The 12,773-nt window shown below is 73.5% G+C and carries 6 protein-coding genes; 4 read left to right on the forward strand and 2 right to left on the reverse strand.

What is annotated here, in order from left to right; translation table 11 throughout:
* Positions 1-11 precede the first annotated feature (11 nt).
* From ACIQRW_RS13745 to ACIQRW_RS13755, 3 genes are read left to right on the forward strand one after another with little or no spacing between them, the layout of a single operon-like run.
* Positions 12-7,418, forward strand: a complete 7,407-nt coding sequence (locus ACIQRW_RS13745) for an amino acid adenylation domain-containing protein (protein ID WP_403758763.1) — start codon at positions 12-14, stop codon at positions 7,416-7,418.
* Positions 7,419-7,423: 5 nt separating this feature from the next.
* Positions 7,424-7,627 carry an MbtH family protein gene (locus ACIQRW_RS13750; RefSeq protein WP_397924714.1) on the forward strand — a complete coding sequence of 68 codons (204 nt, stop codon included), beginning with the start codon at positions 7,424-7,426 and terminating at the stop codon, positions 7,625-7,627.
* Positions 7,624-9,087 carry a DHA2 family efflux MFS transporter permease subunit gene (locus ACIQRW_RS13755; protein WP_403758766.1) on the forward strand — a complete coding sequence of 488 codons (1,464 nt, stop codon included), beginning with the start codon at positions 7,624-7,626 and terminating at the stop codon, positions 9,085-9,087. Before ACIQRW_RS13750 ends, ACIQRW_RS13755 begins: the two co-directional genes overlap by 4 nt.
* A gap of 78 nt (positions 9,088-9,165) precedes the next feature.
* On the opposite strand, the gene ACIQRW_RS13760 is transcribed toward ACIQRW_RS13755, so the two are convergent.
* A complete protein-coding gene (locus tag ACIQRW_RS13760; RefSeq protein ID WP_403758769.1) occupies positions 9,166-9,942 on the reverse strand; it encodes a MerR family transcriptional regulator in 777 nt (258 codons plus the stop codon).
* 286 nt (positions 9,943-10,228) lie between these two features.
* On the opposite strand from ACIQRW_RS13760, the gene ACIQRW_RS13765 reads away from it, so the two are divergent.
* Positions 10,229-11,455, forward strand: a complete 1,227-nt coding sequence (locus ACIQRW_RS13765) for a serine hydrolase domain-containing protein (RefSeq protein WP_403758772.1) — start codon at positions 10,229-10,231, stop codon at positions 11,453-11,455.
* Here ACIQRW_RS13765 and fes read toward each other — a convergent pair.
* Entirely contained in the window at positions 11,437-12,768 is a 1,332-nt protein-coding gene (gene fes / locus ACIQRW_RS13770) for an enterochelin esterase (protein WP_403758775.1), read from the reverse strand. The two genes, ACIQRW_RS13765 and fes, sit on opposite strands and share 19 nt — an antisense overlap.
* Positions 12,769-12,773: the final 5 nt, after the last annotated feature.

Genomic DNA, 12,773 nt, shown 5'->3' on the forward strand with positions numbered 1-12,773 from the left:
TCGTCACACACATGCATGAGCGTCCGAACCGCCCGACCAGCTCTTCGGCAGCGCACTCCGGCGGCGCGCCCTCCCCCGGACTCCCCCTCCTGACCGCCCAGTCGGGCATCTACTACGCGCACCGGCTGGCCCCTCGCGGCACCGAGCTGAACACGGCGGACTGTGTGGAGATCGACGGGCCGCTGGACGCGGACCTGTTCGTGGAGGCGCTGGGACGGACGGTGGGTGAGGCGGAGACCCTGGCCCTGCGCGTGTCCGAGGCCGACGGCGTACCGGTGCAGCGGATCGCACCCGCCGCCCGACCCGTGGTGCACCGACTGGAGTTGACGGAGGACCGGGCCGAGGCGTGGATGCGGGAGGACCTGGCCCGGCCGGTGGACCTCGCCGCCGACGGCGCGCTGATGACGCAGGCCCTGATCCGGGTCGGCGAGGGGCGCCACCGGTGGTACCAGCGCGTGCACCACATAGCCGTCGACGCCTACGCGCTGTCCCTCATCGGGCAGCGCGTCGCCGAGCTCTACCGGGCTCTGGTGGCCGGACAGCCGCTGCCCGAGGGCCGGTTCGCGCCGCTGAGCGAGCTGACCGAGCAGGAGGCCGCCTATCTGGCCGGGGAGGAGTACGCGGCGGACCGGGCCTTCTGGGCCGCGCGCACGGCGGGCTCCTCCGTCACCGCACCCCACCGCTCCCCCACCCCCTCGGACACACCGGGTGACGGCCCGCTCCATCGGACCACCGACCTCCCCGCCGAGACCCTTCAGCGGCTGTCCGGGGCGGCGCGCGTGGCGAAGGCGACCTGGGCCGAGCTGGTGGTGGCCGCGACCGCCGGTCATCTGCACCGGCTCACCGGCGCCGAGGACGTCGTGCTGGGCCTGCCGTTGACCAACCGGCGGGGGCCCTCGGCGCTGCGGACCCCGGCCATGACCGTGAACGTGCTGCCGCTGCGGATCGGCGTGCGCCCGGGCGACACCGGAGCCGAACTGCTGCGCCGCGTGGTGCTGGAGATCCGCGAGGTCCGCCGCCACCAGCGCTATCCGCAGGCCGACCTGCGCCGCGACCTGGCCCTGGAGTCGGCCGACGTCCCGCTGACCGGCCCGATGGTCAACGTCAGGCCGTTCGACGGCGAGCTGGACTTCGGCGGGGCCACGGGCACCGTGCGCAATCTCGCCGCCGGACCGGTGGAAGGCCTCGCGGTCGGCGCGGCCCCCAACCCGGGCGGCGGCCTGCGGCTCACCCTGGACGCCGACCCCGCGGCGTACGGACCGGAGGACCTCGCCGCCCACGAGGACACCTGGCTGCACTATCTGGACGGCCTGACCGAACTGCTGCTGACCGACCCGGAACGCCCGATCGGCACCCTGGACCTGCTCACCGGCGACCAGGTGCGCGAGGCCGTGACGTACGGCCGCTCCGAGCCCGCCACCCCGCTCACCCTTCCCCGGTCGTTCACCACGCGGGCGGCCCGGACACCGGACGCCGTCGCCGTGCGCTCCACGGTGGCGGGCACCTTCCGGGGGGCGACGTCCGATACGGACACACCTGCGGGCACGGATGCGGCCGCCGCCGAGCCCGGGGCCCGGCTCACCTTCGCCGAGCTGGACGCCGCCTCCGACCGACTGGCCCACCTGCTGGCCGGCGTCGGCGCTCCCGCCGCGCGCGAAGGCAGCCGCGGCACGGTGGCGCTGGCGCTGCCCCGGACCGCCGACATGGTCGTCGCGCTGCTGGCCGTCCTCAAGGCGGGCCTGGTCTGCCAGCCGCTGGACCTCGGCCACCCAGCCGCCCGGACCCTGGCCGTCCTGGAGGACGCGCGGCCGCTGTGCGTGATCGGCACGGCCGCGACGCTGGCCTCGCTGCCCGGCCACGGGTTGCCCGACGTCGCGCTCGACGCTCCCGCCACGGCCGACGCCCTCGCCTCCTGCCCCGACGGACCGCTGCCCACCGGGCCGTCGCTCGCGGACCCCGCCTACCTCATCCACACCTCCGGTTCCACGGGCCGCCCCAAGGGCGTCCTGGTCGGTCACGCCTCGCTCGCCAACCTCTGCGCCGGGCACGGCACGGACCACATCGCCCCGGCCGTCGCCCGGACGGGCCGGGAACGCCTCCGGGTCGCGCACAGCGCCTCGTTCGCCTTCGACGCGTCCTGGGATCCGCTGCTGTGGATGGTCCACGGGCACGAGCTGCACCTGCTGGACGACGCCGCCTACCGGGACCCCGCGGCGCTCACCGCCTACGTCGGCACCCACCTGGTCGACTATCTCGACGTCACCCCCTCCTACGCCGAAGCGCTCATCGCCGAGGGCCTGCTGGACGAGGGGCGCCACCACCCGGCCCATCTGGTGGTCGGCGGGGAGGCCGTACCCGCGCCCCTGTGGGAGCGGCTGACCGAGGCCACAGCCGTGCACCCGGTCAACCTCTACGGGCCGACCGAGACCACGGTCGACGCCTACTACTGGGTGCCCGGGGCCTCGGCCGCCCGGCCCGACGGACGCCCCGTGCGCGGCTCACGCGTCTACGTCCTGGACTCCTCCCTCCGTCCCGTGCCCGCCGGTGTGACGGGTGAGCTGTACGTCGCGGGGGCCTGCCTGGCCCTGGGCTATCCGGGCCGCCCCGACCTGACGGCCGAGCGGTTCGTCGCGGACCCGTTCGGCGCGCCGAACGGCGCTCCCGGGGGCCGGATGTACCGCACCGGGGACCTGGTGCGCCGCCGCGAGGACCACACCCTGGAGTTCCTCGGGCGCAGCGACGACCAGGTCAAGATCCGGGGCTTCCGGATCGAACTGGGCGAGATCCAGGCCCTGCTGGCCGCCCACCCGCGGGTCGCGGCGGCCGCGGTCATCGCTCGCGACACCGGTCACGGCAAGCGGCTGCTGGCCTACGCGGTCCCGGTGAAGGAGGGGAACGTCCTTCCGGTGCGGTCCGAGGGCGCCGCCCGGCCCGCCGACACCGCGCCGCCCACCCCCGCCGAACTCCGCGACCACCTGGCCGCCGCCCTGCCCGAGCACATGGTCCCGGCGACCGTGACGCTCCTGGAGGCGCTGCCCCGTACCGCCAACGACAAGCTCGACCACCGCGCCCTGCCCGACCCCGAACCGCTCTCCATCGCCGGAGTCGGCCCGGACAGCGCCGCCGGCGGGCCGCACACCGAGATCGTGCGCGGGCTCTTCGCCGACGTGCTCGGTATCGCCGAACCCCCGGCCGCCGACGCGGGCTTCCTCGACGTCGGCGGGCATTCCCTGCTCGCGGCCCGGCTGGCCGCCCGGATCCGGGAACACTTCGGCGTGCCGATGGGCATCGCCGACGTCTTCCGCCACACCACGCCCGCCGCCCTGGCGGCACTGGTCCGCACCCGCGGCGGCTCGGCCATCGCGTCCGTCCCGCTCTCCCCCGTACCGCGCACCGGTCCCCTCCCCCTGTCCCCGGCCCAGCAGCGGCTGTGGTTCCTCCACCGCCTCGAAGGCCCCAGCCCCACCTACAACATCCCGCTCGTCCTGAACATCAACGGCCCGGTCGACCGCGACGCGCTCCAGCTCGCCCTGTACGACCTGGCGGAGCGTCACGAGACACTACGGACGGTATACCCGCCCACTGACAACGCCCCCGACGGCACCGCCCACGGCGAGGGCGCGGGCGCCTCGGACGACCTCCCCCACCAGCGGATCCTCGCCCCCGACGACCCGGCCGCCCGCCCGGTGCTGCACCTGGCGGAGCCGGGCAGCGATCTCACCGAGGCCGTGCGCCACTGCTTCGACCTCGCCACCGAACCCCCGCTGCGCACGGTCCTGTTCAGCGAGTCGCCCGACCACCACACCCTGCTTCTCCTGCTGCACCACATAGCGGGCGACGGGGCCTCCACCACTCCCCTCGCGCAGGACCTGGCCACCGCCTACACCGCCCGCACCGAGGGCCGCGCACCGGACTTCACCCCGCTGAGCGGCCAGTACGTGGACCACGCGGCCCGGCTCCAGCGGCTCCTCGGCACCCCCTCCGAGCCGACCCCGCTCGCCGAGGCCCAGCTCGCGCACTGGCGCGACACGCTCGCCGGGCTGCCGGACCAGCTGGAGCTGCCCGCCGACCGGCCCCGGCCGCCCGTGGCCACCTCGGCGGGCGACACCGTGCCGTTCGCCCTGGACGCCACCGCGCACGAGGCGCTGCGCCGGCTCGCACGGGCGCACGGGGCGACCGTGTTCATGACCGTGCAGGCCGGACTCGCGGCCCTGCTGACCCGGCACGGCTGTGGCACGGACATCCCCATCGGCACCCCCGTGGCGGGCCGCGATGACGATGCCACGGCCGGGCTGGTCGGCTTCTTCACCAACACCGTCGTGCTGCGCACCGACACCTCCGGCGACCCCGCCTTCGGTGATCTGCTGGACCGGGTGCGGGCGGCCACGCTCGCCGCGTACGAGCACGACGCGCTGCCCTTCGACCACCTCGTCGAGGCGCTGAACCCGCCGCGTTCACTGGCCCGGCATCCGCTGTTCCAAACCATGCTGGCCTGGCAGTCCCTCGCGGACGGGCCCGTCTCCCTCGGCCCCGACACCACCGCGCGGCTGACCGCCGTCCCGTCCGGCACCGCGAAGTTCGACCTGACCCTGAACGCGGGCGAACTTCCCGGCGGCGGGATCGGGGGCTTTCTGGAGTTCCGCACCGACCTCTTCGACCGGTCGACCGCCCAGGCCCTCGCGGACCGGCTGTCCCGGCTCCTCACCGCGGCGGCCGAGCGGCCCGGGACCCCGGTCGGCCTGCTGCCGGTCCTCGGCGAGGCCGAGGTCCACCGTGCCGTGGTCGAGGCCAACGGCGTCGACCACGACCGGCCGGTGCCGCTCACGCTCGCGGAGGTCTACGAGGTGGCGGCGCGCCGCCACCCGGACCGAACGGCGGTGAGCTGCGGGAAGGCGTCGCTGACGTACGCCGAACTGTCCTCCCGGGCCCGGGCCCTGGCACGGCTGCTGGCCGGCCGGGGGATCGGTCCCGGTTCGATCGTGGCGCTCGCGCTGCCGCGCTCCACGGACCTGGTGGCCGGGCTGCTCGCGGTGTCGCTGGCGGGGGCCGCGTATCTGCCGATGGACCCGGACTACCCGGCGGACCGGCTCGCGTACATGCTGGACGACGCCCGTCCGGCGGCGCTGATCACCGACGCCTCGACGGCCGGGCTGCTGCCCGCGCACGGCCTGCCGCTGATCACGGTCGACGAGGCCGCCGGTCTCCCGGACGGGCCCCTCGGCCAGGCGGACCGCACCCGGCCGCTGAGCCCCGGGGACCCGGCGTACGTCATCTACACCTCGGGGTCCACCGGCCGCCCGAAGGGGGTCGTGGTCACCCAGCACAACGTGACCCGGTTGCTGACGGCGACCGAGCACTGGTTCTCGTTCGGGCCGGACGACGTGTGGACGCTGTTCCACTCCTACGCGTTCGACTTCTCGGTGTGGGAGCTGTGGGGCGCGCTGCTGTACGGCGGCCGGGTCGTCGTCGTGCCGTACGCGACCAGCCGTGACCCGCACGCGTTCCTGCGGCTGCTGGCGGACGAGCGGGTGACCGTCCTCAACCAGACGCCGTCCGCCTTCTACCAGCTGGCCGCCGCCGACCGGGAGGCTCCGGGACACGATCTGGCGTTGCGGTACGTGGTGTTCGGCGGCGAGGCGCTGGAGCTGGGGCGGCTCGCGGACTGGTACACGCGCCACCCGGAGAACGCGCCGACGCTGGTCAACATGTACGGCATCACCGAGACGACGGTCCATGTCTCGTATCTGGCGCTGGACCGGGCGACGGCCGCCTCCGCGATCTCCAGCACCATCGGCGTGAACATTCCCGACCTGCGCGTCTATGTGCTGGACGACCGGCTGCAACCAGTGCCGCCGGGTGTGACCGGCGAGATGTACGTCGCCGGTGAGGGGGTGGCGCTCGGCTATCTGGGCCGCCCGGACCTGACGGCGGGGCGCTTCGTCGCCGACCCGTTCGCGCGTCTCTTCGGGGAGAGCGGCAGGCGGATGTACCGGTCGGGCGACCTTGCCCGGCGGCGCGTGGACGGCACGCTGGAGTACTTCGGCCGGGGCGACCAACAGGTCAAGATCCGCGGATTCCGGATCGAACTCGGCGAGATCGAGGCGGTGTTGGCCGCGCATCCGGAGGTAGCGGATGTGGCGGTCGTGGTCCGCGAGGACATGCCCGGCGACAAGCGGCTGGTCGGCTACGTCGTCCCCGCGCCCGGCGCCGACCCGGCCCCGGTGGCCCTGCGCGAGCACGCAGCCGCCACGCTGCCGGTGCACATGGTGCCCGCGGCGGTGGTGGTGCTGGAGCGGCTGCCGCTGACCGGCAACGGCAAGCTGGACCGCAAGGTGCTGCCCGCGCCGGGCGCTCCGGTGAGCGCCGGTGGACGCGCGCCGCGCACGGTCCGCGAGGAGCAGCTCTGCGCGGTCTTCGCGGAGGTGCTGGGGCTGCCGTCCGCCGGTGTGGAGGACAACTTCTTCGACCTGGGCGGCCATTCGCTGCTCGCGGTGCGCCTCGCCGGGCGGATCAGGTCGGCGTTCGGCATCGAGGTGTCGATCGGCACGGTGTTCCAGGCCCCGACGCCCGCCGCGCTGGACGCGGCGCTGGACGTCTCGCGCGAGGAGGACCCGCTCGATGTGCTGCTGCCGCTGCGGCCCGCCCGTCCCGGCGACCGCGCCCCGGTCCACTGTGTGCACCCGGCGGGCGGTCTGAGCTGGTGCTACGCCGGTTTGATCCGCCACCTGCCGGCCGATGTGCCGATCTACGGGCTCCAGGCCCAGGGTGTCGGCGGGGCGACGGCGGACGAGCCGCTGCCGACCACGCTGGAGGAGCTGGCCGCGCACTACGCCTCCCGGATCCGCGAGGTGCAGCCGGAGGGTCCCTACCGGCTGCTCGGCTGGTCGACCGGCGGCATCATCGCGCACGCGATCGCGGCGGTCCTCCAAGAAGCGGGCCAGGAGGTGGAGTTGCTGGCGATCCTGGACGCGTACCCCGCCGAGGGCTTCCGCGGCCTGCCGGTTCCCGACCGGGCCGAGGCGCTCGAATCACTGCTCACCATGGGCGGTTACGGCCCCGAGAGCCTCGGCGACAAGGAGCTGAACACGGCGAACGTCGTGGAGGTGCTGCGCCGCGAGGGCTCCCCGCTGGCCACGCTGTCCGCAGCGAGGATCGAGGCGCTCGGCGAGGTGTACCTCAACACCAACGACCTCGTACGGGCCTACGACCACCGGGTGTTCCGGGGCGATGTGCTGTTCTTCCGGGCCACGGTGGACACCATCGACGACACCCTGACGCCGGACACCTGGGCCCCGTACGTGAGCGGGCGCATCGACAACACGAACGTCGCCTGCTCGCACAAGGACATGACCCTGCCCGAGCCGATCGCGCACATCGCGCGCGTGGTGGCCGACCGACTGACCGAGCTGGAGAAGTGACACCGATGAGCGACGCATCCGCCAACCCCTTCGACGCGGACGGGGAGTTCCTCGTCCTCACCAACGCGGAGGGGCAGCACTCCCTGTGGCCGCTGTTCGCCGCGGTGCCGGAGGGCTGGTCGACGGCTCACGGCCCGTGCGCCCGCCAGGACGCGCTGGACTGGATCACCGCGCACTGGGCCGGTCCCGTCCCCGTCTCCGCCCGGTGAGCGGGCTGCTGATCCGGCCCCGGATACGTCCCCGGGTCGCGGTCGTCCTCGTCTACACGGCCGCGATGTGCATGAACGGCCTGGACTCGACGATCGTGAACCCGGCGCTCTACACGATCGCGGGCGACTTCGGGCGTCCGCTGTCGGCGGCGAACACCGTGGAGACGGCCTTCCTGGTCGCGCTCGCGGTGGGGCTGCCGGTGGCGGGGTGGCTGGGCGACCGGTTCGGGACGAAGCGGGTGTTCCTCGGCGCGCTGACCGCGTTCACGATCGCTTCGGCCGTCTGCGGTCTGGCCCCCGATCTGACGACGCTGGTGGTGGCGCGGGCCGTACAGGGCCTGGCGGGCGGGTTGTTGACGCCGGTCGGGATGACGCTACTGTTCCGGGCGTTCCCGCCGCACGAGCGGATGAAGCTGGCCAAGGTGCTGATCGTGCCGACGGCTCTGATGCCGGCGCTCGGTCCGCCACTGGGCGGCCTCCTCACCGAACACCTCTCCTGGCACTGGCTGTTCTTCGTGAACGTGCCGGTCGGGGCGGCCGCCGTACTGCTGGGCGTCTTCGGTCTGCGTGAACATGTGGAGGGCCCGGACGGTGCGTTCGACACGGTGGGCTTCTGGCTGGCCACTCCGGCACTGGGGCTGCTGACGTACGCGCTCGGCTTTGGCCCCTCGCAGGGCTGGGCCCGGCCGGCCGTCGCCGTGAGCGCGGCCCTGGGGTCCGTCCTGTTGGTGGCCGCCGTCCTGCACCAGGTGCGTGCGGGCACGCCGTTGCTGAGACTGCGGCTGCTCGCCGACCGCGTGTACGGGTCGGCCTCCGCGCTGGCCGGGGTGACGGCCGCCGGGCTGATGGGCGTGCTGTTCGTCTTCCCGCTGCTCTACCAGGCGAGCCTGGGGGCGTCGGCGCTGGACGCCGGGCTGAGCGTGTTCCCGGAGGCCGTCGGGCTGATGCTCGCCTCGCAGGTGGTGGACCGGCTGCTGCCGCGGTTCGGCCCCCGGCTGCTGACCGTGCCGGCGCTGCTGGTCGCCGCCGCGGTCTTCGCGACCCTCGCCGTGCCCGGCGTGGCGGAGAACGCGTGGAGCGTGCGCGGGCTGATGTTCCTGATCGGCCTGGTGCTCGGCACGGCGGTGCTGACCGTGCAGATCTCCGGGTTCGAGTCGATCGCGCCGTCCGACATGGGTCAGGCGATGGGCTTGTTCCAGATCGTCCGCACGCTGGGCGGCGCGGTGGGCATCGCCGCCTGTGCGGCGGTGATCGGCGGCGGTCATACGGCGGAGGCCGCCGATCCCGGACCGTACCGCACGGCGGTCTGGGTGACGGCGGCGCTCGTCGCGGCCGGGGCGCTGATCGCTCTGCGGCTGCCGCGCGAGGCCCCGCAGCCGCCGCCGTTCGACGACGAGGACGGGCCGCCCGCCCCCGGCGGGGTCCTGGCGGCGGACGAGGCTCCGGCCGTCAAGGGCTGAGCGCGCGAAGGAGGGGCGGGGCCCGGTGCGCGCGGGCCGCTGACTGCGGCTGAGGCGGAGGACCGGTACGGGCGGCCGTCACTGATGCGGTACGGCGATGCCGGCCGCGCGCAGGTTCGCCTCGATCAGCCTGTTCAGCCGGGCGATGGACGGTGACTGGTCCTCCCGGTGGTGGTTGACCATTCCGTACCGGGAGGCGGCGTCGGACCGGCTCCGGAACCCGCTCGGCATCTCCAGCAGCGCGCGGTCGGTCAGCAGCCTGTCGGTCAGTGCCGACGCCAGTTCCTCGATCCGCGGGTCGTCCGGGTCCCAGGCCCTCGCATCCCAACCGCGCTTGGTCAGCTCGACGGACTCGGGATCACCGAGCGAATGTTCGAGCCGGGTGAGGAAGGTGTCGAAGATCTCCGGAACCAATGCCCGGGCCAGCACCAGAGCCTCCCGCTGACCGATCACGTAATCCGGATCGAATCCGAGTTCGGCGAGTCGGTCCAGGATCGCGCAGGCCCGGTCCGGCAGCAGGGCCCGGTCGCCGTGGTCGAGACGGTGCAGCCTGTCGCGGCGCGCGATCAGGTCTTCGATCCGTTCGGTGAGCTGGTCATGGACGTTGTCCAGGGTGGCGGCGAACGTCCGGCGATCGGCGTCGAGCAGATCGCCGATCTCGGCGAGCGGCACGCCGGCCGCGGCCAGAGTCCGGACCTGGACCAGCCGGAACAGCTCACCCGATCGGTAACGGCGGTAGCCGGAACCGTCGCGATCCGGCTCGGCGACCAGGCCGAGCCGGTGATAGTGCCGCACGGTCTTGATCGTGACACCGACGAACGCCGCCGCCTGACCGATCGTGAGCCCGTCTGCCATCGGCTCGGCGCACCTCCGGATCCTGGATGGCCGCGGTCTCGCGAACCGCGTCGGCCGGGAAGTCCGGACGGTCACAGAGGCGAGGATAGCGCGCACCGCTCCAGCCCCTCCCCCTGCCGCCGGAGGGACCGGGACACCTGCGATCGGCGCCTGTCACCCCGTGATCGCGACCAGGGGTTGACCTTGACCTTGGGTCAAGGGCGAAGGCTCTCCCCATGGCCGCTCGAAGGGCCGGGCGGCCACCAGGGCCGCTGTGGGAACCGACGACGTGAACGGGAGAATCATCATGGGAACAAGCGACAGCGGCTTCTCCGCCGCAGGGCTGCGCCGACTGCGCGAGGTGCTGGCCGGGCACGTCGAGTCCAAGAAGATCCCCGGCCTGGTCGCCCTGGTCAGCCGCAACGGCCGGACGCACGTCGAAGCGATCGGGACGATGCGTCATGACGGCGGCTCGCCGATGCGCCGGGACACGATCTTCCGGATGGCGTCCGCGTCCAAACCGGTCACGATGGCGGCGGCGATGATCCTGCTCGACGAGTGTCGGCTGCGGCTGGACGACCCGGTGGATCAGTGGCTGCCCGAACTCGCTGACCGGCAGGTGCTGAAGCGGCCCGACGGACCGCTGGACGACACCGTGCCGGCACAGCGGCCGATCACCGTAAGGGACCTGCTGACCTCCACGTTCGGGCTCGGGGTGGACTTCGAGTCGATGGCTTCCCCGATCAGGGCCGCGACCTTCGAGCGTCTCGACTACAGCGTGGCATCCGGGCCGGCGCCCGAGCCGGACGAGTGGATGCGCCGCCTGGGCGAGCTGCCGTTGCAGTACCAGCCCGGAGTGCGGTGGCAGTACGACCTCAGCAACGAGGTGGTCGGGGTGCTTGTCTCCAGGGTCACGGGTCAGTCGTTGGAGAATTTCCTGCGGACACGCGTCCTCGATCCACTGGGGATGAAGGACACCGCCTTCCACGTGCCCGCGGACAGGATCGACCGGCTCCCGCCCCTGTACGGGCCCGACCCGCGGACCGGTGAGTTCGCCGTGTGGGACGAGGCGGCAGGGGGGAGGTCGAGCCGGCCTCCCGCGTTTCAGGGCGCCGGCGGCGGGCTGGTCTCCACCGCCGCCGACTACCACGCCTACTTCCAGATGCTGCTGAACCACGGAATGCACGGGAGTGAACGGATCCTGTCGCGGGCCGCCGTCGAGCTGATGACCACCAACCGTCTCTCGCCCGGGCAACTGGTCGCCCGGGACACCATGTTCGGCAACGTCGCCCACCTGTCGTCCGGCCAGGGGATGAACGGCGGCTGGGGCTTCGGGATGGCGGTGCGCACCTATCGCGGGGACTACGCGCCCATCGGCCAGTTCGGCTGGTTCGGCGGCACCGGCACCACCGCCTACGCGGACAGGACCAACCAGCTCACCGGAGTCCTGCTCACGCAGGTCGGACTGTCCACCCCGGACTCGCCGCGTGCCATGAACGACTTCTGGACCACGCTCTACCAGGCCATCGACTGACAACGAGCCCTGCCGCTGCTTCGCGGCCGAGGTCGTCCGCCGAGCAGTTCCGCCAGGCCGTCGGCGAGGCCGCCGCGCCAGCAGGCGTAGTCGTGGCCGCCGTTGAACTCCCGGTAGCGGACGTCGTATCCGCGGGCGCGCAGCACATTGCGGAGTCTGCGGTTCTCCGCGAGGAGCATCCATTCCTGGAGGCCGACCTCCAGGTGGAGCGTCACCGGCCTGCGTTCCGCCCGGGCGTACTCCCCGGTGAGCCATTCGCTGCCGCGTTCGTCGTCGGGCCACCAGAAGGAACCGGACTGGGAGAGGGCGAGGCCGAAGCGGTCGGGTCGCCGGAAGGCGGCGAAAGCGGCGGTGAGGCCGCCCGCGCTCTGTCCGGCGACGACGGTCCGTGCGGCGTCGGCCCCGGCCCCGTACTCCCGTCCGGCCCAGGGCAGCAGGGTGTCGGCCAGCCAGTCGACGAACGGCGCGCTGCAGGCCAGGTCCTCCATGCGCCGGCCCATGGTGTCGACCAGGACCGCCACGGTGGGGGGCAGGTCCCCGTCGGCGTGCAGGTTGTCGAGGATGTCGCCGACGCCGAGGACCGGGCCCCACATCTCGCCGTCGAGGAGCACGGCGAGCGCGTACGGGCCGCCGTCCGGGCGGTGGCCGGGCGGAAGGTGGACCGTGATCCGGCGGTCGTCCACCTCGGCGTCGAGCGTCCGCCCCCGGTCCACTTCGTCGCGCCGCCGGGTACGTGACTGGGCCGGGGCTTCGGGGAGTTCGAGTACGGAGGCGGGGTTGCGGCCGTCCCGGGAGGGCAGTGGTGGGCGGTCGTTGAGCGGGTCGGGCTCGGCGTGGTCGAGGACCTGGAGCCAGGCGGCCCGGTCGGCGCGCAGGGCGTTCTCGCGGGTTCCGTCGGTGGCGTGGAACTGGTACGAGGCACGGTGGTCGGCCCGCAGCCGGTGGCTGATCGCCCAGACGCCGGTGCCGTCGACGCGTTCCATCAGGTGCGGGGCGAGGTCGCCCGCGTGCCGGTCCTTGTCGGTGACCGTGTGGACGAGGGCCAGGACGTGGGTGGCGGGGCGCTCGGGGTCCTCACGGCGGACGAAGGTGACGAGCCGGTGGCCGGGGTCGCCCTCGGGGTCGGGCTCGACGAGCGGGGCCCCGGTGGCACTCACGTACCGCCAGAACGCCTCCTCGGCGTCGGGGCTGCCCACGGTCATGTTCTCGATGAGCGTGCGCAGGAGGGGGCTTCGCACGGTGTGCGCCTCGGTTCCGGTCGGTCCCGCGGGTGCGGGAGGGGCGGGCGGGTTGCGGTGCTGTGAGCTGGTCATGTGCG

Source organism: Streptomyces sp. NPDC091287 (assembly GCF_044768525.1).
GTDB lineage: Bacteria > Actinomycetota > Actinomycetes > Streptomycetales > Streptomycetaceae > Streptomyces.

What these genes read in the sequence shown, in the direction of transcription:
- ACIQRW_RS13745 (WP_403758763.1), top strand. Translation starts at nt 12, where the DNA reads ATGCATGAGCGTCCGAACCGCCCGACCAGCTCTTCGGCAGCGCACTCC.
- ACIQRW_RS13750 (WP_397924714.1), top strand. Translation starts at nt 7,424, where the DNA reads ATGAGCGACGCATCCGCCAACCCCTTCGACGCGGACGGGGAGTTCCTC.
- ACIQRW_RS13760 (WP_403758769.1), bottom strand. Translation starts at nt 9,942, where the DNA reads ATGGCAGACGGGCTCACGATCGGTCAGGCGGCGGCGTTCGTCGGTGTC.
- ACIQRW_RS13765 (WP_403758772.1), top strand. Translation starts at nt 10,229, where the DNA reads ATGGGAACAAGCGACAGCGGCTTCTCCGCCGCAGGGCTGCGCCGACTG.
- fes (WP_403758775.1), bottom strand. Translation starts at nt 12,768, where the DNA reads ATGACCAGCTCACAGCACCGCAACCCGCCCGCCCCTCCCGCACCCGCG.